Raw genomic sequence first — 26,483 nt, 5'->3', positions numbered from 1 at the left:
AAGCATTCAATCCTGCATTCCCACAGGGCCGAGAGCTCACTCTGTATAAAAGCCTGCCCCTTTTGCAGCGCGGGCTGTTAGACAGTCATGATCATTCTGCAAGTTCTTCCCACTTTTCGTAGAGAACTTCCAGTTTTCCTGCGATCTCCTCTTTTTCCTTGTTTAACTCCATGAGTTTCGCAACGTCGGAGAAGACGCTCTCATCGCAGAGGAGGCCGTCGATCTCCCCGTCTCTTGTCTCCAGCTTGTGGATCTCATCCTCGACCTTCTTTAAATCGTTCTGGCGTTTTCTCTGGCGGGCCTGTTCTTCCTTCTGAGCCTTCCAGTCGAGCTTTCCGCCGGCATCCGCTGCCGGATTCTCCACAGCCTTTCCGGCAGTCTCCGCCGCCGCTCCTGTCTTCGACGCGCCGAATCCGACGATCCCGCCGGCACTCTCCGGCGCCTCGTTTCCGAAATGGGCCATCATCATCGCGTCATGTTTTTCCAGATAATAATCGTAATTTCCGATATAATTCATCATCCGCTTTCCGGTGAGATCCAGGATCCTCGTCGCGGTCTTGTTGATAAAATAACGGTCATGGGAGACATAGAGCACAGTTCCGCCGTAGTGGCTCAGCGCGTTCTCCAGAATCTCCTTCGATGTGATATCCAGATGGTTTGTCGGCTCATCGAGGATCAGGAAGTTCGCCTCGGAGAGCATGAGCTTTGCAAGCGACACACGTCCTCTCTCACCGCCGCTCAGATCCCCGATCCGTTTAAACACGTCATCCCCGGTGAACAGGAACGCCGCCAGCGTACTTCTGATCTGTGTGTTGGACATTCCCGGATATGCGTCGGAGATCTCCTCAAACAGCGTCTTTTCCATGTGCAGGACCTGATGATCCTGATCATAATAGCCGATGTGGACTCTGGAACCCAGAATGATCTCACCGGCATCCGGCTCGACAAGACCATTGATAATTTTTAAGATCGTCGTCTTTCCCGTTCCGTTATCCCCGATAATCGCCACGCGCTCGCCGCGCTTGACATCAAAGCTGAGGTCCGTAAACAAGGTCTGGGAGCCAAAGGACTTCGCAAGTCCGTTGACCGTCAGTACATCATTTCCGCTCAGGATATTCGGCTCCAGGCGGATGTCCATTGCATCGTTGACCTCCGACGGCTTTTCCAGGACCTCGATCTTATCGAGCATCTTTTCGCGGCTCTCCGCCCGCTTGATGGACTTTTCCCGATTGAAGGACTTCAATTTCTCGATGACCGCTTCCTGATGTTTGATCTCCTGCTGCTGGTTTAAGTACGCCTTCATCTGGATCGCGCGCATCTGCGCCCGCTTCTCACTGTAGGCCGTATAGTTTCCGGAGTACACGATCGCATGTCCGTTGTCCAGCTCGATGACCTTTGTTACGATCTTATCGAGGAAATACCGGTCATGGGCAACGATCAGGACCGCACCGCGGTAATTTAAGAGATATGTCTCCAGCCATGCGATGGAGGACATATCCAGATGGTTCGTCGGCTCATCGAGGAGAATGATGTCAGGATTTGTGAGAAGAAGTTTACCCAGAGAAACTCTTGTCTTCTGTCCGCCGGACAGTGTGGAGATCTGTTTGGAAAACTCTTCCTCCGTAAATCCGAGTCCCTTTAAGACTCCGACGATCTCACTCTTCCAGGCATAGCCGTTGATGAGCTCAAATTCGTGGCTCAAGCGGCTGTACTGGTTCATCATGGTCTCCAGCGCTTCCCCGGAGGCCGTTTTCATCGAATTTTCCAGATCTCTCAGCCGGTTTTCCATCTCGATGACCGACTTTTTCGCATCGAGCATCTCCTCATAGATCGTCCGGTGACTTAAAAGATCCTGATTCTGTGCCAGATACCCAAGTGTCTTTCCGCTTCCCAGCACGACCTCGCCGGAATCCGGTGCCATCTCACCCACGATGATCTTTAACAATGTTGATTTTCCGGCGCCGTTGATGCCGACGATCGCCGCTTTTTCATGATCTTCAATATGAAAGGAAGCGTTCTTGATAATATCGTCGCTTCCGAACGATTTGCAGATATTGCTGCAGGATAATATCATAAAATCCTCCTGTTTCTTGTTGTACAGCCGCTATTTCCTTCGTTCATACGGCTTCTGTATTTTTCCAGACGACGTTTTTCTTCCTCGCACAACGGTTCCGTTCCTGCACCGTCATGCATAAAAATCCGTCGTTAATCTTTTCATTGTTGTCCTGAAAAAAGGATTACTCTTTTTCACAGAATTTCTGCCTTTTCTCAACTTCTGCGTTACGCCCACGGGAAATACGGCCACACCGCCGCAAGAAACATGACCGGCAGCAGGTTCGCCACCTTGACCTTCTTTCCCCAGATCAGGTTCACTCCGACGCAGAAGATCAGGACCGATCCTGTCAGGGACATGTCCGCCAGTCCCTCATCCGTCAGGAACGGCTCGATCACCTTCGCAAGGAGCGTCATCGCCCCCTGGAACATCCCGACCGGGATCGCCGAGAAAATACAGCCTTTTCCCATGGACGCCGTCATGATCGCGACGATGATCATGTCGAGAACAGCTTTTGCCGTGAGAATCGAATAGTCGCCGTAAATTCCGTCCCGGATCGATCCGACGACCGCCATCGCTCCGATACAGACGGTCAGGGAAGCCGTCACAAATGCATCCACGAACGCATTGTCGCCGTCACTTTTCGTCTTCTCCTTCAGCCATTCCCCGAACCGTTCCATCTTCGTGTCGAGATCGATCCACTCGCCGAGAAGAGCCCCGACAGCAAAACAGGCGATCATCATCATGGATCCCGATGAAGAAAGCCCGTTTTCCGTCAGTTTTAACATCTGCTCCATACAGCCGGAGACTCCGATAAACAATACGCAGAGCGCCGACGCCATCATCAGGTTGCTCTGATAACGCTCCGTCAGTTTCTTTCCAAATAATAACCCCATCACGCCGCCCGCGACGATCGCAGTGACGTTGATGATCGTTCCAAGTCCGAACATAGTTATCTCTTTTCTTCTGTCATGATATCACGATCCGAAGTTTTCACACTCTTTGCGCTATACGGCGATCGTGATCCGCACTCGCTGTTTTCCAGCAATCTGCAGACCGATTTTCCTCTCCTGTGCCATGATCGCCTGTATACATGCAAATTGAAGTATAGCACAAAATCATATTTTCGTCTATCTCCAAGTTTTCCGGTCTCGGCATTCCCCGACATTCTGCCAGACGAATGACACCGGCAATGGAAAGGCGATTCGTCCCACTTTCCCTGCCTGTTCATAGCAAAACAACTGGAAATTCCACCCATTATTTAAAACGACCTCAGGTCAAGCCCTTATGATTTTCATCAGGATCCTGACACAGAGGTCGTTTTCTGCGTTTATACTGATTTTTTAATCTTCTTTTACCTTTTCTTCCCATCTGCTCCTTCTGTAATACAGGAAGGAAAGGATCGCGCATACGATCCAGCCGACCGGATATCCCATTCCGACCGTATACTCGTTGAATGCGATCTTTGTCACGAAGAAGAGATAGATCTGTCTGCAGACAACGAAGCTGAAGAGCATGATGCACATCGGTCCCTTTGCATCCCCGGATCCTCTCAAGGAACCCGCAAGGATCTGGTTGAAGGAACTGCAGAAGCGGAACGGGACCGTCATCAGGATAAATAAGGTTCCATAGTGCAGCACATCCGGATCCTGGTTGAAAAGGGATACCAGGGATCTTGCGGAAATTGCCATCGCGCCGGAGATGCAGATCAGCACGCCCACACCCATGAACACTGCCTGTTTGACGCCGTCTCTCGCACGCTTCACATTCTTTGCTCCGAGATTCTGTCCCACGAACGTTGTCGCGGCCTGTCCCATACTCTGGGCAGGCAGGATTGCGAACTGGTCGATCTTTGAGTGGCAGCTCCAGCCCGCCATGATGATAGAAGAGCCAAGTCCATTTACATACGACTGCACAAGCGCGTTGGAAAACGCAGTGAGTCCCTGCTGGACTCCCGCCGGAAGACCGATCCGGAAAATCTCGCCGAGGCAGGATTTATTGATGTGAAGGTCCCGAAGAACAAGGCGATGTGCTTCCTTCGTCCTCATAAGAGTCGAACACGCAAGAGCAGCGGAAACTGCCTCGGCGATCACCGTAGCGATCGCGACACCGCTGATCCCCCAGCCAAATTTCGCAACAAAGAGAATATCCAGAGCGATATTTAAACAGCTGCTGATGATCAGGAAATTTAACGGGCGCTTCGTGTCGCCCACAGCCCTTAAGATCGCACTGCTCATATTGTAAAGAAAGAGGACCGGAACTCCGGCAAAATAGATCTTTAAATACTCTCCCGCCGGTCCGATCACATCATCCGGCGTTGACATCCATTTTAACATCAGCGGGACAACCCAGACCGAGATCAGAGAGACAAAGCATCCGACGATCACTGCAAACAGGATCGTCGTCTCGACCGCCTCGTGGAGCTTTTCATGATTCCGGGAACCGAAACACGTGCTGATCACAACTCCGGCACCGATCGAGATCCCATTAAAGAAGTTTACCAGCGTATTGCAGATCGCCGTCGTCGCGCCGACCGCAGCCAGCGCCGATGTTCCGAGATAGTTTCCCACGACAATGCTGTCCACTGTATTGTAGAGCTGCTGGAAGATATTTCCCATGATCAGCGGGATTGCAAAAAGAACCAGCTGTTTCCAGATCACGCCCTGTGTCATATCGATATTGCTTTTTCTGCCGGATGTAATTTTTGACATTCTTTTGTCCCTTTCTGCGATCGCATGTGTACGAAATATGTAAAATCTGCCGTCATTCTGTAATATCTATGTAAATCATACGGGATTTTCCGTTAAAAAGCAAGCTGTTCTCTTTTGTTGATCCCACAGGAAATTTTTGTATCCGGCACATGATTTTTTTGTACCCCGTTCTTCTGGTCTGCCCGGGCATTCTTTTCGCCTTCAGAAGCTTTCTCCGGCTTTTTCTCTCTCGTTCACAAGAAAAGGACAGGATCCCTTTTCGGTACCCTGTCCTGTCTTTCCCATCTTTTTATTTTATGGCCGTGATTTCAGGAGTTACTCCCATGTCGGGATGTAAGCTCCCTTGTAAGTGTCCTCGATCACTTTTGCAACTTCCGGTGTACGGAAATAATCGACTACTTTCTTGTAAAGCTCGTTGTCCTTATCAGCTGTTCTTGCAACGATGATGTTGACGTACGGGTTGTCAGATCCCTCTTCCACGCTCTCAAGGAAGATCGCATCTTCCTTCGGGTTTAAACCGTTGTCAACTGCGTGACCGCCGTTGATGACTGCTGCTGCAACGTCCGGAAGAAGGCTTGCTGTATTTGCTGCCTCAACCTCTTTGATGTCAAGGTTTAACGGGTTCTCTGTGATGTCTTTCTTTGTCGGTGTGTAGCCTGCTGCCGGATCAACCTTGATCAGACCTGCGGACTCAAGAAGTTTTAATGCACGGCCGCCGTTTGTAGCGTCATTCGGGATCGCGATGATATCACCGTCCTTGATCTCGGATACGTCCTTGATCTTGTTGGAGTAGAGGCCTAACGGAGCCATGATGGTCTCACCGATGATAGAAAGATCATAACCGTTGTTCTTGCAGTCATCCTCAAAGTAAGCGATGTGCTGGAAAGAGTTCAGATCGATCTCACCGTCATTTAATGCACGGTTCGGAAGCGGATAATCCGCAAATTTTACAAGCTCAAGGTCGATGTTCTCCTCAGCAAGCTTGTCGATGACCGGCTGCCACTGCTCGTTGTTCTCACCTACAACACCGAGTTTGATGACTGTCTTCTCGCCGGAGGCTGCGGTTGTATCAGCTGCTGCCTCAGAACCGGCTGCGGTTGTATCGGCTGCTGCCGCTGTTGTCTCTGTCTTCTGGCTGCTGCCGCACGCGGTTAAGGATAATGCTAAAACTGCTGCTGCGCCAAGTGCTAAAACTCTTTTCTTCATAATTTTTCTCCTCCTGAACTTTCTTTGTCACTGCCCGTTTTCATTCGCATTCGCTGTGCGGACCGGACAGTTCCTTTTATTGATACGGCCCGGAAATAGTTCCTCTCCGTTTCAAGCAATTTTAATCTGAAACCACCGTTCTAGTGAGTCGTCTTTTTGATCACATAGGAACCGGTACTCTGGATCAGGCTTACCATGATCAGAATGATGATGACGGTTACATAGGTGACATCGGTCTGCCCTCTGGAGTGACCATAACGGATCGCGAAATCGCCGAGTCCGCCGCCGCCGACCGCACCGGCCATCGCGGTAAGACCGACCAGGCTGATAAATGTGATCTGCATTGCACGGACGATCCCCGGGACACTCTCCTTTAAGTATACGCGGAAGATGATCTCCCACGGGCTGTTTCCCATGCTCTCCGCCGCTTCGATCAGACCGTAGTCAACTTCAGCGAGCGCACTCTCGATCTGTCTCGTAAAGAACGGGACCGTTCCGAAAATAAGCGGTAAGATCGCACCCTTTGTACCGATCGCTGTTCCGACGACCATACGGGTCAGCGGGATCAGCGCTGTCAGAAGGATTACGAACGGGATCGAACGGAAAATGTTGACCAGCTTATCTAAAATATTGAAGATCACCTTGTTTTTCAGGACACCCTTCGGAGCTGTCGCAGTGAGGATGATCCCAAAGAAAAGACCGAACACCATGGAGATCGCACCTGACACGATGACCATGTAGATCGTCTGACCGAAGCTTTCGAAAAGCTCATCCGGCTTTGACATGACATTCGGGATAATCGCATTTAAGAAATCAAGCATTCTCGATCACCTCCACTCCAACATTCTTCTCCTTCAGATATTCGATCGCGGCTTCGATATTCTCCTTCGTTCCGCTTGCGATCGCCACAGTTCCGCCGATCGGGGCGTCCTGAACGATCTCAATATCTGCAAAGATGATATTCAGATCCACGCTGAATCTTCTGGAAGCTTCGGAGATCAGTGCCTCCGACGTATTCTTCTTAATGTAATTCAGCCGCAGGATCTTTTCACCCGGCTTTAATGCGACAAGCGGTGACTTCTCCTCGACCAGCTTTTCGATCTTCTGAAGGTTGGATGTCGTGCGGATGAAGTCTCTCGTGATCCCCGCCTTCGGTGCTGCGAAGATCGAGTAGACATCGCCTTCCTCCACGACATTACCGTGTTCCATGACGGCTACACGGTCACATATCTCTTTGACGACCGCCATCTCATGGGTGATGATCACGATGGTAATGCCGAGCTTTTCATTTAAGTGTTTTAAGAGCTGTAAGATCGCCCCCGTCGTCTGCGGATCCAGGGCGCTCGTCGCCTCATCGCAGAGGAGAACTTTCGGATCATTCGCAAGCGCTCTCGCGATCGCAACTCTCTGTTTCTGTCCGCCGGAAAGCTGACTCGGATACGCATTCTCTTTTTCTGCGATATCGACAAGCTCTAAAAGCTCCCGCACTTTCGCCTTGATCTGTGCTTTGGAAAGTCCGCTTCCCTTTAACGGGTAAGCGACATTCTCTCCGACTGTTCTGGATCTCATCAGGTTGAAATGCTGGAAAATCATTCCGATCTTCTTTCTCGCTTCCCTGAGTTCTTTCGCCGGAAGATCCGTGAGAACTTTTCCGTCAACCGTGACGGTTCCGCTCGTCGGTCGTTCCAGTAAGTTGATACATCGCACCAGTGTGGATTTTCCGGCACCGGAGAATCCGATGATACCGAAGATCTCACCACTCCTGATATGGAGTGTGACATCAGAGACCGCATGGACTTTTTCCGCACCGGTATCAAACGTCTTTGTAATATGGTCTAACTGAATCAATTTTATCCTCCCATGTACGTGTCAGCCGTACATTTTCTAATCTCTGTGTGTGCTAATAAGATACCACGTTTTAACCTATTCGTCCAATATAGATAAGAAATAAGTTATTATAGGTTTTTTCTATAGCAAAGCGTTTTTTATCAATTCCCGCCACGCAAAAAAGTACGGGGCAGCAACCATGTTCGCCGCCCTGTACTTCGTGTTCTGATCTATTTCTCTTTTCTTACGCTTCTTCCACAGCCTTCACAGCCTGATCAAGGAAATCCGCCTTCACATACTCGACCGTTCCCTCATCAACAGCCTTTGCGATCTCAGGACGGATCGGGATCTGCGCGAGAACCGGAATTCCGTATTCTTTCGCGACTTCCTCGATACGGCTCTCTCCGAATACTGCGATCTTCTTTCCGCAGTCCGGACATTCGAGATAGCTCATATTTTCAACAAGTCCGAGGATCGGAACGTTCATCTTTTTCGCCATGTTGACGGCCTTCTCAACGATCATGGAGACAAGCTCCTGCGGGGATGTCACGATGATGATCCCGTTGACCGGAAGTGACTGGAATACAGTAAGCGGCACATCGCCGGTTCCCGGAGGCATATCAACGAACATGTAGTCGATATCCTGCCAGAGTGTCTCACTCCAGAACTGTTTTACCGCACCGGCGATCACCGGACCACGCCAGATCACCGGATCTGTCTCATTCTCCAGAAGCATGTTGGAGGAGATCACATCGATCCCGGTGGAGGATGTCGCCGGAACAAGGAGTTTTCCGTCCGGTGTCACGGTCACGCCGTCATGGATCCCAAATGCATTCGGGATCGACGGTCCTGTGATATCGGCATCAAGGATTCCGACTTTCGCACCTGTCGCGCGCATCCGGCATGCCATTAAGGATGTAACTAAAGACTTTCCGACGCCGCCTTTACCGCTGACTACTCCGATCACTTTCTTTACGGAACTCGCCGGATTTAACTTCTCAAGGAAGCTCTGCGGCTCGCTCGTTCTGCTTCCGCAGTTTGCGGAGCAGGTTCCGCAGTTATGGGTACAATTTTCTGCTGTTTCGCTCATTACTATCTCACTTTCTAACTGTTATTCAGGCGTAACTGTTCAGTACCCTCACAGTTACGAGCAAAAATCCATTCCAGATCGGCTTCGCCGATGGGATTTTTGCCTCCAGACCTGTGTTTTATTACGGTCAGCGCAGCAAGTGCGCAGACCTACTGAATAGTTACATTCAAGCATACATTCTGCCTTGCATTTTATGTACAGAGCATAACCTGATCGTCCTGTACTGCTCTCCGGATCTTATTCCTTGAGTCCTGTCTCGATCAGATTGCAGACTGCTTCAATGGCCTCTTTCTCGTCCGGTCCGTCACAGTGGACGGTGATCTCATCGCCGCAGCGGATCCCGGATGCCATTACGTTTAATACGCTCTTCGCGTTGATTTCCTTTTCTTTATAAAAAATCATCACTTTAGAATCGAACTTCATGGATGTCTGGCAGAGCAGTCCCGCCGGGCGAAGATGAAGACCGGTCGGGTTTACGACTGTAACTTTTCTTTCTACCATTACCTAATTCCTCCTATTCTGATTGTAAGTTCATAAACAAGTAAAAACCGCCCCAAATGACCATTCCTCATTTACGACGTTTTTATTCATGACCAGGCAGTTTCATTGTATACTACAATTCCCCTAATGTCAACGGAGCATCCCCCGGAATCGTTTGACATTTTCCCCTCACCGGGCTACAATCAAAACAATATCGTGCACAAGCAACGTGTCCGGCCAGCCTTCACGATCCTGTCCCGACTGGAATGCCGGCACGTCCAAATATCCAACGAGGAGTTTTCCCCAATGAAAATACTTGCCCCAAACTTATATAAGACCATCCTGACGAACAAAAACATGAGGACTTCATCCAGAAACCTCTATATTATAAAAGGCAGCGAACGAAGCCTCATGATCGACACCTCCTGGAACGTGCCGGAGTGTCTGTCGGAGATGGAACAAGCCCTGAGCGAGCTCTCCATCGACTGCAGGAATCTCGACATCTTCGTGACCCACAATCATGTAGACCACAGCGGCTATGTCTCCTTTTTCACCGACCGCGGCGCCCGGGCGTTCATGAATCCGGTAGAGATCGCAGCCTCTTCCGACCGCTACCATCGTTTTTATGAGGACAATGATATGCGCCGCTCCTACACAAGTGAAGTCGGAGTCACAAAAGAACGGACTCCGGACGCATGGCAGGAGATCAAGGCAGGCGCCGACCAGCTCGCCAGGGATAACAACGTGAATTTCGACTTTCCATTCACGCCCATCGCCCCCGGAGACCGTCTTTCTTACGGCGGTTACGACTTCGAAGTCGTCTCCCTTGCCGGACACACCTCCGGTCAGTGCGGACTTGTTGAACGAAATGCAAAGTTATTCTTCTGCGCCGACCAGGTGATCCTCGGCCTTGTTCCCATCGTCATCACCTCAGGAAAGGATCAGCATCTCCTCACCGAATACTTCGCTTCCCTCAGGGAACTCGCATCTGATTACAGCGGATACCGTTTTCTCCCGGGGCACTACGGTGAATTCACAGAGATCAAAGAAGAGACCGACCGGATCATCGCCGGATACGGGGAGCGCTGCACACAGCTCCGTCAGGTACTGGCAGAAAGTAATCGCCCGATGACTCTCCTGGAACTCGACCAGGCGCTCTACATCCAGCGCATGCAGACTTACCGCTACTCCTTCCTGTTCTCCTATCTCCACACCTGGCCAAAGCTCTTTTCCTGCCTCGACTGGCTTTTCGAGACCGGTGTGATCGACCGCACGGAAAAGGACGGAGTTTTGTACTGGTCTCTCCGGTGACGCCTATTCGCTGCGCCCGGTCCTCTCCTCCGCCTCTCTCTTCGAGAACACGCACCCGCAGTAATTCTGCCGGTACAGCGCGTGTTCTCTGGAGAGCTCCGTGGATCGCTTATATCCGTTTTTCTTCTTGAAATCCGACGGCAGAAATTCGATGCCGTACTCTTTTCCCATCTCTTCCCCGATCCGGTTCAGCCGCTCCGCATCTTTTAACGGGCTGATCGTGAGGGTCGTTGTAAAGAAATCGAACCCGCCGGCTTTTGCCTCCCTCGCAGCCTCGGAAAGGCGGAGTTTAAAGCATTCCGTACACCGTGCGCCGCCTTCCGGCTCCTGTTCCAGGCCTTTTGCCGCCGTGTAGAAATCGTCCGGCACATACGTTCCCGCCACGAAATGGATCGGATGGCGGTTCGCCTCGTTTTCCCACTCTCCGTTAAATTCCCGGATCAGGCGCTCCTGCTCCGAAGTCCGTTCCTCGTACTCGGACGGCGGGTAGATATTCGGATTGTAATAAAAGACCGTGATCTCAAAATACCGGGAGAGATATTCCAGGACATAACTGCTGCACGGTGCACAGCAGCTATGGAGAAACAGCGTCGGCACCCCTCCCCCGCTCTGAAGTTCCTCCAGTTTTTTTTCTAATTCTTTCTGATAATTTCGTTTATTCATAAATTCTCCAATGATAACAATCGAAAACACGCTTCGCGAGTTTCCCCTTGTTATCGTGACAGTCGCCAAAGTCTTGCGCAAGCGCAGACTTTGGCTCGTTGTTCGCGTAAATAAAGGAAGAGAAAAAAGGCAGCCGGATCTTCTCCTGCTGCCTGTATCTCTTTTTCGGATCCACCAGACACATCCGCACCTGCGATCCGCTTTCATCTTTTTTGAAACGAGTTTCTACAGGAAATCCCTGATCCGTTTGCTGCGGACCGGATTTCTGAGTTTCCGGAGCGCCTTCGCCTCGATCTGGCGAATACGTTCTCTCGTTACGTTGAACTCTTTTCCTACCTCTTCAAGTGTTCTCGGATGTCCATCCTCAAGACCAAATCGAAGCACGATGACCTGACGCTCTCTCTCTTTGAGATCGCCTAATAATGCATCGATGTGCTCTCTCAGCATTACAGACTCTACATTTCCCTCCGGGGTAACCGCGTTGCTGTCCGCAACAAAATCGCCCAGGTTGGAGTCATCCTCCTCACCGATCGGAGTCTCCAAGGATGCAGGTTCTCTTGCGATCTGCATGATCTCCATGACCTTGTCCTCTGACATATCAAGCGCTTCCGCAAGCTCTGTCACGGACGGCTCATAGCCAAGTTCCAGGGTCAGCTTTCTCTGCATCTTTGACATCTTGTTGATCGTCTCTACCATATGAACCGGAACACGGATCGTTCTCGCCTGATCTGCAAGCGCTCTCGTCACGGACTGACGGATCCACCAGGTTGCATATGTACTTAACTTATATCCTTTTGTATAGTCGAACTTCTCAACGCCCTTAATAAGACCAAGGTTTCCTTCCTGAACAAGATCCAGGAAACTCATTCCACGTCCTGTATAACGCTTTGCGATACTTACAACAAGACGCAGGTTTGCCTCGATCAGGCGCTCTTTCGCAGACTCATCTCCCTCTGCCTTTCTCTTCGCGAGACGAAGCTCCTCATCCGCGGAAAGAAGCGGCACAGTACCGATCTCCTTTAAATACATGCGGACCGGATCTTCTGTTCCGATACCTTCCAGAAGGTCGATGGCGTCTAAGTCAATGTCCTCTCCGTCCTTGTCTTCACGGTAGTCATCATCCAGATCGTCCAGAAGCATGGAATCATCCGCAAGCATTGCGTCATCGATTACCGGCACAACATCAATATTGTTATGCTCCAGGTAATTATAAATTTCGTCCATCTGCTCCGGTCCGAGGTTATCTCCGGCAAAAAAGTCGTTGATCTCCGTCGCGTCAAGGGCATTCTGTTTTGACTTGCCGAGTGCGACAAGTTTCTTAAGTTTGTCTAAAAATACTTCTTTTTCCACTGAATAACGTCCTTTCAGGTTGGGGCTTGCTCAAACTGCTCCACGATAGTTCATTATATACCATCCAGCGACATTTTTCAACTTTTTTCCTTGAATTTTTCACTGATTTTTAGCATATTCGAAATATCTCATGCCGCTTTGCGATCAGTTTTCCGTCTTCTCTTCCTTTTTTTCCGGTTCCGGGCTGCAGCTCAGAGTAACTGCTTCCTTTACATTCTCGATCTTCGCCTCTTTTACCGCCCCGCCGAACTCACCGTCGAGGACCCACGGGACATCCTCATCTGCAGTCACCGTGAATTTTGATGACTTGAACCGGATCATATCCTTATTTTCCTGTTCCGGGAACAGGAGGAGTCCGCTTAAGATGTTTGGAAGGTCCACCGGTGACTTCGGTGTCCGGATAAACAAGCCCTCAAACAGACCGTCATGGAACGAAACATCCTTCGGAGCGAGTCCGCTGAATCCGCCGACACTCGTGGTATTTGTCACCATTCCGAAGATAAATTCCCCGTCTGCCTCGCCGTCATCCCATGCAATATGCATTTTATAAGACTTCAGCTTTCCCAGCGCCTTGATTGATTCCAGGATATACGCCTGATGTCCGAGAACATTTTTGACATCCTGCGGCGTACTGTAGGAAACCTCAGTAAACGCTCCGAACGCTGCGATATACACAAAATACCTCTGATCCCCGAATTTTCCGATATCGACACCGTAGGATTTACCGCTCACCACATCCCGCGCTGCCTCCGTGAGGTTTGCAGGGATCTTTAAACTTCTTGCAAAATCGTTCGTGGAACCGGACGGAAGATACCCGATCTCCGGTCGTTTTTTTAACTTCATGATGCCGGAGATCACGCTGTTTAATGTGCCGTCCCCGCCGCTGCAGACAAAAAGCTCTACCTCACTGCCATACTCCTCGGCGATCTTTGCCGCATCTCCCGGCTCCTGGGTCACATAGACGGACGGCAGATAACCTGCCCTGCAGAAGATCCCGAGGATATCGGATAACTGATTTTTAATGGCTTCCTTCCCTGAACGGGGATTAAAAAGAAATATCATTTTTTTCATCATGATCACGCTCCATACTTTCAACTAGCTCTCGCAGCTGTCCATTGTCTGCGCAGCTGCAATCTTTCTATAAGCCGCAAACGCATTCGGGATCGGATACTTTTCCTTCAGCTCTTCCCGATCTGCAAACAGCAGTCCCGGAATTTCTTCTGTTACACGGATCAGATATCCGCTCATATGCCATTCCACATGGCTGAAAATATGCTTTGCCGTCGGGAGTTCTTTCTCGATCACAGCTCTGCATTTCATCTGTTCCAGCACTTCTTTCCCGGAAAGTTTTCCCTCCAGGTTCGGGAACTCATAGAGGGATGCCAGAAGCCCTGTGTCATCCCGCTTTCTAATGGCTATTTTATCCCCGTATTCCACTAATAATACGGTCTTTTCCTCTATTTTCCTTTTCTTTTTCGGTGTTTTCACCGGGATCTCTGCGGTCAGAGCCTTTTTTCTCGCCTCACAGACGGTATAGAACGGGCACGGTGCTCCGCAGAGCGGCGCTCCGTTCGGCACACAGACGATCGCTCCCGTCTCGATGAGAGCCTGGTTGAAGTCCCCGGCTTCTCCTTCTTTTAAAGTTTTCAGGGTCTCCTCCACCGCCAGTTCCATCTTCTTTTTCACTGCCTGCTTTAAGATATCCTCATAGCTTCCCGCCACTCTTGACAGGACCCGCATAACATTTCCGTCAACTGCAGGGACAGGAAGACCAAACGCGATGGAGCCGATCGCTCCCGCCGTGTAACTTCCGATCCCGGGAAGTAAGAGAAGCGCCGCGTGGTCTGCCGGAAGCGCTCCTCCGTATTCGGAGACGATGATCTCTGCCGCTTTTTTCAGATTTCTCGCTCTGCTGTAATAGCCAAGACCTTCCCAGCACTTGAAAAGTTCCTCTTCCTCACAATCCGCCAGCGCCTGCACGGTCGGAAAGTGTTTCATGAAGCGGGCAAAGTACGGTTTTACTGCCTCGACTCTCGTCTGCTGCAGCATAATCTCCGAGATCCAGATCCGGTAGGCATCCCGGTTCTCACGCCACGGGAGATCTCTCCTGTTTTCCCGATACCACGAAAGGAGCGGTCCTCTCGCGGCATCCAGACGCTCCGTCAGGGTGAGGTTCTTCTCATCCGGAAAGATTTTCTGGAGGCCGGAATAGAGATCCGCCCCCGAAACATTCATTTCTTCCTTATACATATCCATAGACTCCGCGGACTGAAACTTCCCCGGAGATAATCTCCTTTAACGTGCCGTCAGCGAGACGTACAAGCAATGCGCCTTCCTTGTTGATCCCCTCGGAAACGCCGCGGAACTCGCCCGCCGGGTCCAGGACACACACCTCATTGCCGAGATTTACGAGATTCGCATTGTACTCCTCGATGAGTCCCGACATATCCTGAGTCTTGATAAACGTGTCATAGTATCCCTCAAAGGCCTCCATGATCGCTGCGATGATCTCGCTTCTCTTCTGGATCTTTCCGCTCTCTATGTAGAGGGAAGTTGCGGTAGCCTTAATGTCGTCCGGGAAATCCTTCTGGTTTACGTTAATGCCGATTCCCGGGATCACATACTGGATCTCCATGAGTTCCGTGCTCATCTCCGTCAGGATCCCGCAGATCTTCTTCTTATTCAATACAAGATCGTTCGGCCATTTGATCTCCGATTTCAGTCCCGTCGATATTTCAATTCCCTTTTTCGCCGCAAGAGCCATGACCAGCGTCAGCATCGACGCAGCCAGCGGATCGATCTGAGGTCTCAACAGCATGCTCATCCAGATCCCGACTCCCGCAGGGGATGTCCAGACACGGCCCCGTCTTCCCTTTCCTCCAAGCTGCTGTTCCGCAACTGCCAGAGTCCCGTGGGGCGCGCCCTGTTCCGCAAGGCTCCGGATCTCGTTGTTTGTGGAGACTGTCTCCTCAAAGAATACGACATTCTCTCCTGCCCACTTCGTATGGATCGTACTTTCCAACTCTTCCTTCGAGAGCACATCCGCAGATCCTTTCAGAATATATCCTTTATTCCGGACCGCTTCAATCTCATAGCCCTCTTCTTTCAGCTGATTGATCACCTTCCAGATTGCTGTCCTCGATACACCGAACTTCTCACAGAGCTCCTGTCCGGAAATATAGCCGTCTGTCTCTTTTAATAATTTCAGGATTTCTCCCTTCATCTCATTACCTCCAACAGTTCCTACCAAATGCTAACCGCGCTTAAGATCGTGAAGATCAGCAGGACCGTTCCGAATCCCATCTGGAACACCGCCGCAGTTCTTCTCCGCCGCTCCCGCTTTGTCCGGGAGAGCCAGTATTTTCCTGTGGCGAGATTTAAAACCGCCGCCAGAAAAAAGATCACCGGAAAGAGGAACATGTACCTCTCCGTGTCAAGAAACGAAATGACGGACATGACCACCACGGCGATCCCGATGATGATATGCATGGCATCAAGCGCCATGGATTCGCTCCTGACCTTTCTTCTTTTATTGTTTTCCGCCATATTTCAGCGTTCTCCTCATATCTCTATCCTACCGTCAGCTTATCCGAAAGCAGTTCATGGATCTTCCCAACGATCTCATCCGGCGTGTATACACGGTAGACTTCCAACTGCATCTTTTTTGCAAACAGCTCAAGGACCGCACCGTAAAGATCCCTGTAGTCCCACTCGCTGCAAAGCCTCAGCTTCTTTGCGAGAAACGGAAAGATCTTTTCCGTGTAGACACGGTAACCCGTGAGCTTCGCGAATTCGTCCTCTTTCACATACGGTCTCAGCCAGATCTTAAAGAGGTCAAGCTCCGACATGATCCTGCCAAAATAATACGCCTCGGAATATGGCATGTCAAGATAATATTTCCGCCCACAGAGTCCGTAAAGAAATCTCAGCCCGTCGAAATAGCCGAGCTTCATGTTTTTCTTCGTCCTTGCGCTGTCAAACTCCAGGATCCCGCCAAGATTTCTCCCCGGTGCGATCTCATGGATCGTCACGTCCGCCGGAATCTCCATAAACTTTCTCCGGTCCACGCCGATCCCGTAAAGGCGGATCACGATGATATCTTTATATCCCCGGTCCGTCAGAAGATCGACCGGGACATTGTTGACGCTGCCGCCGTCCAGATACGTCTTTCCGCCGATTTTTTCCTGCTTAAAGCCCGGAAAGTAAGCGCTGGCCATCATCATGTCCTTCATGGTTCCCGGCGGCGCTTCCTTCACATCAAAGTCCTCTTCCTTCCGGTCCGTGACTGAAAATGACGCGGCACAGAAATCACGTGGTGAGCGCCTGATCCGCTCCTCATCCACCGTCTCTTCCAGAAGTTTTTTGAGTGGGGCGATATCAAGCCCCCTGTCTGAAAACAGCCGTTTGAATTCTGCCGCCGCGTCGGTCATTTTCATGGATCGAACGCCGAATTTCTTTAGTTTTGCGATCATGGGATCATCCACCCGGAATACCGTGGAGTAGGTCATATTCCCCCAGATCTCCTCCGCTTTTTCCAGGTCATCCATACAGATCAGTGCGCCGTTCAACGCCCCTACTGACGTTCCCGCGACTCCCCTGATCTTCACGCCGGCTTCCCGGAGCGCTTTCCAGACGCCGATTTGGTACGCACCCCGGGCTCCGCCGCCCTCTAAGACGATCCCATATTCTTTTTCAAGATCAATTCTCAGTTTCACTCTTCTTTGCAATCTCCGTTACACTTGTCACAAGGCCGGCCAGGGACTGGATTTCGGACGGAATAATGATCTTTGTCGCCTTTCCGTCCGCCGCCTTTGCGAATGCCTCAAGACTCTTGAGCTGTAAAACTGCCTGGTCCGCTCCTGCTTCCTTGATCATGCGGATGCCGTCGGCATTCGCCTGCTGGATCTTTAAGATCGCCTCCGCCTGACCTTCCGCCTCGCGGATCCGTTTTTCCTTCTCCGCCTCAGCGTGGAGGATCGCTGCCTGCTTATCCGCCTCCGCATCGAGGATCGCGGACTGTTTCTTACCTTCCGCAACGAGGATCGTGGACTTCTTCTCACCTTCCGCACGGAGGATCGCCTCACGGCGCTCACGCTCCGCCTTCATCTGTTTCTCCATCGCATCCTGGATCGCTGCCGGAGGGATAATGTTCTTTAACTCCACACGGTTGACCTTGATGCCCCACGGGTCCGTCGCAACGTCCAGTGCGGAACGCATCTTTGTGTTGATCGTCTCACGGGAAGTCAGGGTCTGGTCAAGTTCCAGGTCACCGATGATGTTCCGGAGTGTGGTTGCTGTCAGGTTCTCGATCGCCATGATCGGATTCTCAACGCCGTAAGCGTAGAGCTTCGGATCCGTGATCTGGAAGAACACGACCGTGTCGATCTTCATGGTAACGTTATCCTTTGTGATCACCGGCTGCGGTGCAAAGTCAACGACCTGTTCTTTTAAGAGAACGCGCTTTGCAACACGGTCGATAAACGGAACCTTAAAGTGGATTCCCACGTTCCAGGTTTCCAGGTATGCGCCAAGCCTCTCCACGACCATCGCCTGTGCCTGAGGCACGATACGGATGCAGGAAACAAGGATCAGCAGAATGATAAAGATCAGTACTAATACTAAAATTGCTGGCATATTTAAATCCTCCTTTATGAGTTTTGGGAAAAATTTTATTTCTGGCTTTCAGAGGTTTCGGAAACCGGTTCTACAATAAGCTTCACGCCCCGGACTTCCTTTATGAGCACATGGGTCCCCACAGGGATCGTCACTGCGTCATCCGCAGATCTCGCCGTCCACTCCTGCCCATTGACGACTGCAACTCCGGACGGCTCATTGTTGTCGATCTTTGTGATCACTTTCGCCTTTCTTCCGATCAGTCCGTCCACATTCGTCTTCACGGTTTCCCGGTTGATGAACCGTGCTGCGAGCGGTCTCGTAAAGAGCAGCATGAGAAACGATACGACCAGAAATACTACAAGCTGCATTTTGACAGAAAAGCCAAAGATTGCAACGAAAAACGCAAACAACGCGCCGCCTGCAAACCAGATCGTCGTGAGCGCCATAGTCGCCGCCTCGATTCCGATCAGAATTACAAAGGCTACCAGCCATCCGATCATATCCATAAAATCACTCCTTTACGCGCGCCGCTGTCTCGCCGTCTCGAACATCAGGATCGATGCAGCGATGGCGGCATTTAAGGACTCCACCTTTCCCGCCATGGGAATCTTCACCCAGGTATCTGCCAGGTTGGAAAGCTTTTCTGTCAGCCCGTTTCCCTCATTTCCGATCAGGAATGCTGTATTACCAGTATAATCTTCCTGTTCGTAATTATTCTTTCCTGCAAGATGGGCCGCAAAAACACGGATTCCCCGCGCCTTCAGATCCAGGACCGTCTGTTCCAGATCATCCGTATAATAGAACGGGACACGGAACACGGATCCCATGGTGGAGCGGATCACCTTCGGGTTATAGAGGTCCACAGTGTCACGGCTCATGATAAGTCCCGTGATCCCCGCACCTTCTCCGGCTCGCAAGATCGTTCCGAGATTTCCCGGATCCTGAAGATTTTCCAGAACCATCAGGTGGGCGGGACGATCATTCTTTAAAAGATCCTCCATTCCATAGGAAAATTGTCTGACAAGTGCCAGCACACCCTGAGGCGTCTGTGTATCGGACATTGCCGCAAACACCTGATCACTGACAAGTTCATATCCCGGGTATTCTGCAAGAATTGCGGCATTCTCCGGATTTTTCGCGAAGGTTTCAGAAACATAGATACTTTTAACCTGATCCTTCGGGAGCTCAGCGGCCATCCGCACTCCCTCGACAACGAAAAGTCCCTGTTCGTTTCTCGCTCTCGCTTTCTTCTTTAACTCGATGACCGCTTTTACCTGATCATTTTTTGTACTCGTGATCATCGATCTGCCTCCGGGTCAAGTTTCTCCACTTCATCCATCCAGATCCGTCTCGCCGCGTCACTCGGCATTCTCAAATCTCCTCTCGGAGAAACCGCAACAGATCCGACCTTCGGGCCGTCCGGCAGGCAGGAACGCTTGAATTGCTGTGCGAAGAACCGGCGGTAGAAAGTATTTAACCACTTGTAGATCACCTTGTCCTCGTAAACTCCCGCGAAAGCGATCTTCGCCAGGCGGTAGATCTTCGCCGGATGATAACCGTAACGGAGAATATAATAGAGGAAGAAATCGTGAAGCTCGTAAGGTCCGACCAGGTCCTCCGTCTTCTGGGAAATCTTTCCGTCCTCCGGCGGCAGAAGTTCCGGGCTCACCGGGGTATCGAGAACATCGTAAAGAACATCCGCAAGGGCCTTGTCACCGCAGGTATCCGCGTAGTAACGGACAAGATGGCGGACCAGTGTCTTCGGAACAGAAGTGTTCACGCCATACATGGACATGTGGTCACCGTTGTAAGTAGCCCAGCCGAGAGCCAGCTCGGACATATCTCCGGTTCCGATGACCATACCGTTTGTCTTGTTCGCAAGATCCATAAGGATCAATGTGCGGTATCTCGCCTGAGAGTTCTCGTAAGTCACATCATGGATCGCCGGATCATGTCCGATATCCTCGAAGTGGGTGGAAACTGCTTTTCTGATATTTACCTCTCTTAATGTCGCACCCAGCTTCTTTGTGAGCGTGACTGCGTTGTTGTAGGTTCTGTCCGTAGTTCCGAAGCACGGCATCGTGACGGAGAGGATATTTTCTCTCGAAATGCCCAGCATATCGAAGGCTCTCGCTGTGATGAGAAGTGCCAGGGTGGAGTCGAGTCCGCCGGAGATTCCTACAACCGCGCTCTTGGCACCGGTGTGGGCGAGACGTTTCTTTAAGCCCATCGCCTGGATCGTTAAGATCTCCTCACAGCGTGCGGTTCTCTCTTTCTCGTTTGACGGAACGAAAGGTGCCGGATCGACATAGCGTTTTAATGTGAGCTCCGTTTTATTTAAGGTGAAGTCCATGTAATCATAGTCCTCAGTCTCCGCACCCGGCTGACATGTGGTCATTCTTCTTCTCTCGTTTTTAAGTCTGTAAAGATCGATGTCCGCCGTGATCATGCCGTTTTTGAAACGCTCGGATTCCGCAAGGATATTTCCGTTCTCGGCAATGATATCATGTCCGCCGAAGACGAGGTCCTGGGTGGACTCGCCCTCTCCGGCATTGGCATAGATGTACGCACATACGAGGCGGGCAGACTGTCCGGCGATCAGTGTCTCACGGTATCCCGCTTTTCCTGTGGTCTCATCGCTGGCGGAGCAGTTTGCGATCACGGTAGCTCCGGCCTTCGCGTGGGATACACTGGGCGGATCCATCGTCCAGACATCCTCACAGAGCTCCGCGGCAACTACAAGTTCCGGGATATTTGTACAGCGGAATAAAACCTTGCTTCCAAACGGGACCAGGCGTTCTCCCCACTCTACCACATCAGGCTTTACCGGACCCGGATTGAAGTGGCGGAGCTCGTAGAACTCAGAATAGTTCGGGAGATGTCTCTTCGGAACGAGTCCCAATAATTCTCCGCTCTTGATAACAGCCGCCACGTTATAAAGTTTTCCGTCCTTCATCCACGGGAGTCCGATGAAGGTCAGCATATCCATCGCTTTTGATGCATTTAAGAGCCATAAGAGTTCTTCCTTTGCCTGATCGACCAGCGTATCCTGTAAAAACAGATCACCGCAGGTATATCCGGTAAGCCCCAGTTCCGGGAACACCAGAATCTTTACGTCCTGATCCGCCGCCTCCTGCATCATCTTCCAGGTCTGCTCCCGGTTAAACACCGGATCCGCAACCTTTAAATCTGGGGTGGCTGCCGCCACCCGGATAAATCCATCTTTCATGTCTATTCTCCTTAATCTATTCTGACTTTGATGGCCGCGCTGCGCGCAGATGTTCAGTCAATCCTGGAGTGTATTCCGTTACAGCAACTGTTCCGTATCTTCGCAGCTACCCGTTATACAACAATTCAGTCATAAACGGTGCTTTCTATTGTTTTGAAAATTTCCGCATGGCTGAATGATTACTTTTTATTATACACTTTTTTTCTGAAAATAGCTATGGCTTTTCGATTGTTTTATATATATTTCATGAATCGTTCTACCATGTGTCAGTTCAGCAAGTACGTGTGCGCTGCAAACCTGCCTGCACAGAAACTCGCATTCGCTGAACTGCATAAGGGCAACGCTGGAATGGCGAAAGGCTGTGCTCCCCCACTGAGCACAGCCTTTCATTCACGTACAATTTCCTTGCATTATACAGTTCCTCGAAATTGATACCCCTTCAATTTCAATGCTTATGCAGTATAACAAAATATTACCGGAAATGCTATGGTAAATATAGTTAAATTTGCACAATTTTATTGTATATATTTACTATCTTCCGCACAAATGTCCGCTGAGGAAAAGCAGATTCGTTGTTTTTACAAAAAAACAATCTATTCTATGGCCGTCCTGTCCGATATGGTCAGAATTTTGTATACTGCACACATTTGCTGGTGGCATACAGATGCCATGTATCCCCCGCATAATTTCATAGTTTTTAAGAAATCCTATACTGTACTGCAGCCATCACAGTAAATCCGCAGCTTTGCTGAAGCGTTGCCTTTACACTGTAATTATCCTCGAAAGGACCAATGAGCCATGAATATTTCAACCAACTTCGACCAGAACATCTCACACTTTCACGAAATTCTGGACATTTCAAAGAACTTTGACATTGTCTACCGCACGCTGACCATCGCCGGCAAAAAAGCCTGCCTGTACTTTGTGGACGGCTTCACAAAGGACGAGATCCTTTTGCGGCTGATGCAGGACTTCGCCTCCATAAAGCCGGATGCTTTCCCGGCATCCGCCCATGACTTTGCAAAGCAGCATGTCCACTACGGCGAAACCACCATCGAGACCGATGATACCATCATCTTCACTCAGCTTCTCTCCGGCCTCTCCTGTCTTTTAATCGACGGGTATGACCGGGCAATCCTCATCGACTGCCGTACTTACCCGGCCCGCGGGGTTTCGGAGCCCGAAAAAGACAAGGTGCTCCGAGGCTCCCGGGATGGCTTCGTGGAGACCATGATCTTCAATACCGCCCTGATCCGCCGCCGGATCCGGGACGTGAATCTCACGGTGGAGATCATGCAGACCGGAGAAAGCTCCCACACAGACATCGCGATCTGCTACATGAAACGTCGTGTGGACGAGGACCTGCTAAATAAGATCAAGGACCGCATCGAAAATCTGCATGTAGATGCTCTGACTATGAATCAGGAAAGTCTGGCAGAATGTATCTTTCCCCACAAATGGTTCAACCCGTTCCCAAAATTTCGTTTTTCTGAACGTCCGGACACGGCTGCAGCGTCTATTCTGGAGGGAAACATCGTCATCCTTGTTGACAATTCCCCCGCCTGCATGATCCTGCCATCCTCAGTCTTTGACATTATTGAGGAGGCAGATGACTATTACTTCCCGCCGGTGACCGGAACCTACCTGCGTCTCTCCAGGATGACAGTCTCCTTCCTCACCCTGTTTCTGACCCCGGTGTGGCTTCTCTTTATGCAGAACCAGAACTGGATCCCAGACTGGCTGGAGTTTATCAAGCTGGCGGATGACATGTATGTGCCGCTGATCTTCCAGCTCCTGATCCTGGAATTTGCCATCGACGGCCTGCGCCTCGCCGCTGTCAATACGCCCAGCATGCTGACGACACCCTTAAGCGTTATCGCCGGTATTGTCCTCGGTGAGTACTCCGTAAAATCCGGCTGGTTCAACCCGGAGACGATGTTATATATGGCCTTCGTCACCATCGCCAACTACTCCCAGGCGAGCTTTGAGATGGGTTACGCGCTAAAATTCATGCGTGTGATCCTGCTGATCCTGACCTCCCTCTTAAACGTCTGGGGATTCATCCTCGGCACCGCCATCGCCGTCTGCTCCATCGTATTCAACCGCACCATCGCCGGAAAGAGCTATATCTATCCGCTGATCCCGTTTTCGTGGCCGGAGATCAAAAAGAGATTCCTCCGGGGACGGCTGCCGCATACAGAGAAAAATAAACGCTGACCATTTTCCGGTAAATTCCGTATTGATGCATTTCATTTACCGGAATTTCCCATTGCACAAAAAATCCGTGTCCTGCATATTTCGTTGTGCAGGACACGGATTTCTTCAATTGTAAATATATCAAATCTTCAACGACCATTTACTGAGATCCCAAACCTTTGACACCAGTCCGTCATAGAACTCCGGCTCATGGCAGATGAGGAGAACTGCTCCTTTGTACTCCTGAAGTGCTCTCTTAAGCTCATCCTTCGCATCCACATCCAGATGGTTCGTCGGCTCGTCGAGAAGAAGAACATTCGTCTCCCGGTTCATAAGCTTGCAGAGGCGGACCTTCGCCTGCTCGCCACCGGAGAGGACGCGGACCTGGCTCTCGATATTCTTCGTAGTCAGGCCGCACTTTGCAAGGGCAGAGCGGACTTCGTACTGGGTGTAGGACGGAAACTCCTTCCAGATCTCCTCGATACAGGTCGTCGTATTTCCCGGTGCCATCTCCTGCTCAAAGTAGCCAGGAAACTGGTAATCACCGACCTCAACACTTCCGGAGATTGCCGGGATCAGGCCCTGAATGCTCTTTAAAAAAGTGGTCTTTCCGATACCGTTGGCGCCAATGACCGCGATCTTCTCACCGCGCTCCATGAGGAAATTAAGCGGTTTTGAAAGTGGTTCATCATAACCGATCACAAGATCCTTCGTCTCAAAGATCAGTTTTCCGGTTGCCCTTGCATTCAGGAAATGGAACTCCGGCTTCGGTTTTTCCTTTGCAAGCTCGATGACCTCCATCTTGTCCAGCTTCTTCTGTCTCGACATCGCCATGTTTCTCGTCGCAACACGGGCCTTGTTTCTCGCAACGAAATCCTGAAGCTTCGCAATCTCCGCCTGCTGCCGGTTGTAAGCTGCCTCCAACTGGCTCTTTTTCATCTCGTAGACTTCCATGAACCGGTCATAGTCACCCACATAGCGGTCAAGCTTCTGGTTCTCCATATGGTAGATCAGGTTTACCACGCTGTTTAAAAACGGGATATCATGGGAGATCAGGATAAAGGCATTTTCATAGTCCTGGAGATACCGTTTCAGCCACTCGATATGCTGTACATCCAGGTAGTTTGTCGGCTCGTCGAGGAGCAGGATATCCGGCTTTTCAAGAAGAAGTTTTCCGAGGAGGACTTTCGTTCTCTGTCCGCCGGAGAGCTCGTCAACGTCCTTGTCAAGACCGATCTCGTCGAGGCCGAAGGCGCGTCCGATCTCCTCCACCTTGGAGTCGATAATGTAGAAATCATGTGCCATCAGAAGATCCTGGATCGTTCCCAGCTCCTCCATCATGGCGTTCATCTCTTCCTCAGAGGCGTCTCCCATCTTCGCGCAGATGTCGTTCATCTTCTCCTCCATCTCAAAGAGGAAGGAAAAGGCACTCTTAAGCACATCGCGGATCGTCATACCCTTCTCAAGCACGGTATGCTGGTCTAAGTAGCCCACACGGACATTCTTCGACCACTCGACCTTTCCCTCATCCGGCATCATCTTTCCGGTGATGATATTCATAAATGTGGACTTTCCCTCACCGTTTGCTCCGATGAGACCGATATGTTCCCCCTTTAACAGGCGGAAAGAAACGTCCGTAAAGATAGCCCGGTCTCCGAAACCATGGCTCAGGTGTTCTACATTTAAAATACTCATAAAACTTCTTTTATTCCGGCTTTTCCTTATAATTCAGCCGTTTTCCCTTTCTCCTGGAACCCCAGGTAAACCTATACTACTGCAAGCAAGCTTGCGTCGGACTTCAGACCTTTTGACCCTGATATCATATAAATAATGTCATGATCGGAATTGTGATCAAAGAGAACAGTGTATTGGTAAGCAGACATTTCGACGCATACACCGGATCCGATCCATATTTCTCCGCCAGAAGCGCCGTCGTGCTTCCCGCAGGCATCGCTGTAAGAATCACCGCGCACCCTGTCATGATCGGATCTGCATTTAACAGGCGCATGATAAAGAGCGCCAGAAACGGCAGTGCCACAAGGCGCATAAACGCCAGATACACAGTACTCCAGTCCTTAAAGGACGCCAGTGTCAGTTCCGTCATCATCGTCCCGATCAGGACCATGGAGAGCGGAGTTGTACAGTTTCCAAGTCCCGTGATAGACTTTGCCAGAAATTCCGGCAGAGTAAAATCTGTGAAGCTCCTGAAAAGTCCGATAAAGATCACGATCACGCACGGATTCAGCATGACCTTCTTAAACGCAGCCTTTTTATCCGCCTCCGCCGTGAAAATCGATACTCCCGCCGTCCACATAAAGATACGGTTCGGGATAATAAAGATCGACGCCAAGAACATTCCCGCCTCGCCGAGCACCGCTTTTACGATCGGCAGCCCCAAAAACGCCGCGTTATTGACGAGTGTGGCATACTGTAAGACGGATTTTTTCTCCTTCGGATACATGTTGTAGACAACTTTTCCACCGAGCCATGCCGCGAAGCAGATAAAAAACGCCACTCCGAGACACAGGGCCGCCTGTTTTAACATGTCCAATGTGATATGCATGCTGAAGGAGTTAAAGATCATACAGGGCAGCGTGATCCTGAGAACAAAATCCGTGAGCTTTCCCTGCATCTTTTTTTCAATAATTCCACGCTTTCTGCAGTAAAATCCCACCGCCATGTACACGAGCAGGATCGCCTGGGTCGAAAGCATCTTCATAAAATTTTCCATCTGGTCCCTTATTTCTAAAT

Annotated in this window: 23 protein-coding genes; 2 read left to right on the top strand and 21 right to left on the bottom strand. The window is 50.6% G+C overall.

Annotated elements, in window-relative coordinates; translation table 11 throughout:
• Window positions 1–91 precede the first annotated feature (91 nt).
• From ACI3EW_RS06715 to ACI3EW_RS06680, 8 genes are all read right to left on the bottom strand, one after another.
• Window positions 92–2,074, bottom strand: coding sequence for an ABC-F family ATP-binding cassette domain-containing protein (locus tag ACI3EW_RS06715; protein WP_405580927.1), 1,983 nt, complete (start codon window positions 2,072–2,074; stop codon window positions 92–94).
• Window positions 2,075–2,280: 206 nt separating this feature from the next.
• Window positions 2,281–3,003 (bottom strand): DUF554 domain-containing protein, encoded by a 723-nt coding sequence (locus ACI3EW_RS06710; RefSeq protein ID WP_118531810.1) that lies wholly within the window; start codon window positions 3,001–3,003, stop codon window positions 2,281–2,283.
• 393 nt (window positions 3,004–3,396) lie between these two features.
• A complete protein-coding gene (locus tag ACI3EW_RS06705) occupies window positions 3,397–4,764 on the bottom strand; it encodes an MATE family efflux transporter (protein ID WP_243022300.1) in 1,368 nt (455 codons plus the stop codon).
• A gap of 315 nt (window positions 4,765–5,079) precedes the next feature.
• Window positions 5,080–5,970, bottom strand: coding sequence for a MetQ/NlpA family ABC transporter substrate-binding protein (locus ACI3EW_RS06700; RefSeq protein WP_118320850.1), 891 nt, complete (start codon window positions 5,968–5,970; stop codon window positions 5,080–5,082).
• Window positions 5,971–6,110: 140 nt separating this feature from the next.
• Window positions 6,111–6,791 (bottom strand): methionine ABC transporter permease, encoded by a 681-nt coding sequence (locus tag ACI3EW_RS06695; RefSeq protein WP_118531812.1) that lies wholly within the window; start codon window positions 6,789–6,791, stop codon window positions 6,111–6,113.
• Window positions 6,784–7,818 (bottom strand): methionine ABC transporter ATP-binding protein, encoded by a 1,035-nt coding sequence (locus tag ACI3EW_RS06690; RefSeq protein WP_118531814.1) that lies wholly within the window; start codon window positions 7,816–7,818, stop codon window positions 6,784–6,786. Before ACI3EW_RS06690 ends, ACI3EW_RS06695 begins: the two co-directional genes overlap by 8 nt.
• A gap of 223 nt (window positions 7,819–8,041) precedes the next feature.
• Window positions 8,042–8,887: an Mrp/NBP35 family ATP-binding protein gene (locus ACI3EW_RS06685; RefSeq protein ID WP_118531816.1), complete on the bottom strand. Its 846-nt coding sequence runs from the start codon at window positions 8,885–8,887 to the stop codon at window positions 8,042–8,044.
• Window positions 8,888–9,124: 237 nt separating this feature from the next.
• Window positions 9,125–9,388 carry an HPr family phosphocarrier protein gene (locus ACI3EW_RS06680; RefSeq protein WP_118297848.1) on the bottom strand — a complete coding sequence of 88 codons (264 nt, stop codon included), beginning with the start codon at window positions 9,386–9,388 and terminating at the stop codon, window positions 9,125–9,127.
• Between the two features lie 285 nt (window positions 9,389–9,673).
• Here ACI3EW_RS06680 and ACI3EW_RS06675 point away from each other — a divergent pair, with 285 nt between their 5' ends.
• Entirely contained in the window at window positions 9,674–10,678 is a 1,005-nt protein-coding gene (locus ACI3EW_RS06675; RefSeq protein WP_118531818.1) for an MBL fold metallo-hydrolase, read from the top strand.
• Window positions 10,679–10,681: 3 nt separating this feature from the next.
• Here the strand turns inward: ACI3EW_RS06675 and ACI3EW_RS06670 are convergent, their stop codons facing one another.
• The 11 genes from ACI3EW_RS06670 to ACI3EW_RS06620 all read right to left on the bottom strand — a co-directional run bounded on the left by ACI3EW_RS06670 (window position 10,682) and on the right by ACI3EW_RS06620 (window position 21,536).
• Window positions 10,682–11,341 carry an epoxyqueuosine reductase QueH gene (locus ACI3EW_RS06670; RefSeq protein WP_118531820.1) on the bottom strand — a complete coding sequence of 220 codons (660 nt, stop codon included), beginning with the start codon at window positions 11,339–11,341 and terminating at the stop codon, window positions 10,682–10,684.
• A 225-nt stretch (window positions 11,342–11,566) separates the two neighbouring features.
• Window positions 11,567–12,691 (bottom strand): RNA polymerase sigma factor RpoD, encoded by a 1,125-nt coding sequence (rpoD, locus tag ACI3EW_RS06665; protein ID WP_118297844.1) that lies wholly within the window; start codon window positions 12,689–12,691, stop codon window positions 11,567–11,569.
• Window positions 12,692–12,835: 144 nt separating this feature from the next.
• On the bottom strand, window positions 12,836–13,765 hold the full coding sequence (locus ACI3EW_RS06660; RefSeq protein ID WP_346011239.1) for a diacylglycerol/lipid kinase family protein: 930 nt from the start codon (window positions 13,763–13,765) through the stop codon (window positions 12,836–12,838).
• A 21-nt stretch (window positions 13,766–13,786) separates the two neighbouring features.
• Complete coding sequence (gene mutY, locus ACI3EW_RS06655; protein ID WP_243022301.1) at window positions 13,787–14,941, bottom strand: A/G-specific adenine glycosylase; 1,155 nt, start codon at window positions 14,939–14,941, stop codon at window positions 13,787–13,789.
• Entirely contained in the window at window positions 14,934–15,914 is a 981-nt protein-coding gene (locus ACI3EW_RS06650; RefSeq protein ID WP_118531824.1) for a biotin--[acetyl-CoA-carboxylase] ligase, read from the bottom strand. Before ACI3EW_RS06650 ends, mutY begins: the two co-directional genes overlap by 8 nt.
• A 20-nt stretch (window positions 15,915–15,934) precedes the next feature.
• The gene (locus ACI3EW_RS06645) at window positions 15,935–16,237 is read right to left on the bottom strand and encodes a DUF6637 family protein (RefSeq protein ID WP_118297842.1); all 303 of its coding nucleotides are present in this window, start codon (window positions 16,235–16,237) and stop codon (window positions 15,935–15,937) included.
• 23 nt (window positions 16,238–16,260) lie between these two features.
• Window positions 16,261–17,406 (bottom strand): patatin-like phospholipase family protein, encoded by a 1,146-nt coding sequence (locus ACI3EW_RS06640; protein ID WP_243022302.1) that lies wholly within the window; start codon window positions 17,404–17,406, stop codon window positions 16,261–16,263.
• A complete protein-coding gene (locus ACI3EW_RS06635) occupies window positions 17,390–18,325 on the bottom strand; it encodes an SPFH domain-containing protein (protein ID WP_118531826.1) in 936 nt (311 codons plus the stop codon). The genes ACI3EW_RS06640 and ACI3EW_RS06635 overlap by 17 nt, the downstream gene beginning before the upstream one ends.
• Window positions 18,326–18,360: 35 nt before the next feature.
• Complete coding sequence (locus ACI3EW_RS06630; protein ID WP_118531828.1) at window positions 18,361–18,813, bottom strand: NfeD family protein; 453 nt, start codon at window positions 18,811–18,813, stop codon at window positions 18,361–18,363.
• Between the two features lie 12 nt (window positions 18,814–18,825).
• Window positions 18,826–19,608, bottom strand: a complete 783-nt coding sequence (locus ACI3EW_RS06625) for a TrmH family RNA methyltransferase (protein WP_118531830.1) — start codon at window positions 19,606–19,608, stop codon at window positions 18,826–18,828.
• The gene (locus ACI3EW_RS06620) at window positions 19,605–21,536 is read right to left on the bottom strand and encodes an NAD(+) synthase (RefSeq protein WP_118531832.1); all 1,932 of its coding nucleotides are present in this window, start codon (window positions 21,534–21,536) and stop codon (window positions 19,605–19,607) included. Before ACI3EW_RS06620 ends, ACI3EW_RS06625 begins: the two co-directional genes overlap by 4 nt.
• A 798-nt stretch (window positions 21,537–22,334) precedes the next feature.
• Here ACI3EW_RS06620 and ACI3EW_RS06615 point away from each other — a divergent pair.
• Window positions 22,335–23,753: a spore germination protein gene (locus ACI3EW_RS06615; RefSeq protein WP_118531834.1), complete on the top strand. Its 1,419-nt coding sequence runs from the start codon at window positions 22,335–22,337 to the stop codon at window positions 23,751–23,753.
• A 120-nt stretch (window positions 23,754–23,873) separates the two neighbouring features.
• Here the strand turns inward: ACI3EW_RS06615 and ACI3EW_RS06610 are convergent, their stop codons facing one another.
• Complete coding sequence (locus ACI3EW_RS06610) at window positions 23,874–25,427, bottom strand: ABC-F family ATP-binding cassette domain-containing protein (RefSeq protein ID WP_118531837.1); 1,554 nt, start codon at window positions 25,425–25,427, stop codon at window positions 23,874–23,876.
• 124 nt (window positions 25,428–25,551) lie between these two features.
• A complete protein-coding gene (locus ACI3EW_RS06605) occupies window positions 25,552–26,451 on the bottom strand; it encodes an AEC family transporter (protein ID WP_015554888.1) in 900 nt (299 codons plus the stop codon).
• Window positions 26,452–26,483: the final 32 nt, after the last annotated feature.

Origin of the sequence: Pilosibacter rotomagensis (assembly GCF_045062245.2) — a bacterium.
Classification (GTDB): domain Bacteria; phylum Bacillota; class Clostridia; order Lachnospirales; family Lachnospiraceae; genus Pilosibacter.
This window is presented reverse-complemented; position numbering and strand designations above follow the sequence as displayed.

Coding starts and splice junctions, on each gene's coding strand:
- ACI3EW_RS06715 (WP_405580927.1), bottom strand. CDS start 2,074: ATGATATTATCCTGCAGCAATATCTGCAAATCGTTCGGAAGCGACGAT.
- ACI3EW_RS06710 (WP_118531810.1), bottom strand. CDS start 3,003: ATGTTCGGACTTGGAACGATCATCAACGTCACTGCGATCGTCGCGGGC.
- ACI3EW_RS06705 (WP_243022300.1), bottom strand. CDS start 4,764: ATGTCAAAAATTACATCCGGCAGAAAAAGCAATATCGATATGACACAG.
- ACI3EW_RS06700 (WP_118320850.1), bottom strand. CDS start 5,970: ATGAAGAAAAGAGTTTTAGCACTTGGCGCAGCAGCAGTTTTAGCATTA.
- ACI3EW_RS06695 (WP_118531812.1), bottom strand. CDS start 6,791: ATGCTTGATTTCTTAAATGCGATTATCCCGAATGTCATGTCAAAGCCG.
- ACI3EW_RS06685 (WP_118531816.1), bottom strand. CDS start 8,887: ATGAGCGAAACAGCAGAAAATTGTACCCATAACTGCGGAACCTGCTCC.
- ACI3EW_RS06680 (WP_118297848.1), bottom strand. CDS start 9,388: ATGGTAGAAAGAAAAGTTACAGTCGTAAACCCGACCGGTCTTCATCTT.
- ACI3EW_RS06675 (WP_118531818.1), top strand. CDS start 9,674: ATGAAAATACTTGCCCCAAACTTATATAAGACCATCCTGACGAACAAA.
- ACI3EW_RS06670 (WP_118531820.1), bottom strand. CDS start 11,341: ATGAATAAACGAAATTATCAGAAAGAATTAGAAAAAAAACTGGAGGAA.
- ACI3EW_RS06660 (WP_346011239.1), bottom strand. CDS start 13,765: ATGATGAAAAAAATGATATTTCTTTTTAATCCCCGTTCAGGGAAGGAA.
- mutY (WP_243022301.1), bottom strand. CDS start 14,941: ATGTATAAGGAAGAAATGAATGTTTCGGGGGCGGATCTCTATTCCGGC.
- ACI3EW_RS06650 (WP_118531824.1), bottom strand. CDS start 15,914: ATGAAGGGAGAAATCCTGAAATTATTAAAAGAGACAGACGGCTATATT.
- ACI3EW_RS06645 (WP_118297842.1), bottom strand. CDS start 16,237: ATGGCGGAAAACAATAAAAGAAGAAAGGTCAGGAGCGAATCCATGGCG.
- ACI3EW_RS06635 (WP_118531826.1), bottom strand. CDS start 18,325: ATGCCAGCAATTTTAGTATTAGTACTGATCTTTATCATTCTGCTGATC.
- ACI3EW_RS06630 (WP_118531828.1), bottom strand. CDS start 18,813: ATGGATATGATCGGATGGCTGGTAGCCTTTGTAATTCTGATCGGAATC.
- ACI3EW_RS06625 (WP_118531830.1), bottom strand. CDS start 19,608: ATGATCACGAGTACAAAAAATGATCAGGTAAAAGCGGTCATCGAGTTA.
- ACI3EW_RS06620 (WP_118531832.1), bottom strand. CDS start 21,536: ATGAAAGATGGATTTATCCGGGTGGCGGCAGCCACCCCAGATTTAAAG.
- ACI3EW_RS06615 (WP_118531834.1), top strand. CDS start 22,335: ATGAATATTTCAACCAACTTCGACCAGAACATCTCACACTTTCACGAA.
- ACI3EW_RS06610 (WP_118531837.1), bottom strand. CDS start 25,427: ATGAGTATTTTAAATGTAGAACACCTGAGCCATGGTTTCGGAGACCGG.
- ACI3EW_RS06605 (WP_015554888.1), bottom strand. CDS start 26,451: ATGAAGATGCTTTCGACCCAGGCGATCCTGCTCGTGTACATGGCGGTG.